The sequence below is a fragment of the Wolbachia endosymbiont of Tettigetta isshikii genome (assembly GCF_041154185.1).
Lineage (GTDB): Bacteria > Pseudomonadota > Alphaproteobacteria > Rickettsiales > Anaplasmataceae > Wolbachia.
Window position 1 is genome coordinate 1 of sequence record NZ_JBFTEN010000059.1, and the last position, 332, is coordinate 332.

At 38.9% G+C, this 332-nt stretch carries 1 pseudogene; it reads right to left on the bottom strand.

Features of this window, described 5'->3' with window-relative positions:
• Window positions 1–90: 90 nt before the first annotated feature.
• A pseudogene (locus tag AB6N09_RS05680) lies at window positions 91–332 on the bottom strand (hypothetical protein); the annotation flags it as partial.

Genomic DNA, 332 nt, shown 5'->3' on the forward strand with positions numbered 1-332 from the left:
CTCATCAGCCATTTATGTTGGATATTATCATAGAACTTCTTGTATCCACTTCTACAATGTAGTTAATTGGTTTGTGCATCACTGCTTTATCTAGTGCTTTGACTGCTTGATGACAGCTTCTACCAGGGCGAAAAAATACGAATTGTACAGAAAGTTTGCCTCATCAATGTTTTCCAATATCTTCTTTAGCACTATCTGTACCAACTTATCTTCTGTTGATGGTATTCCGAGGCCACGCTTTTCCTTGCTTCCAGTGTTGGGTATGTATACCCTTTTCACTGGTTGCGGTCGGTATTGCTTTCTCTTCATACTATCCACTAGCATTTTAAGTT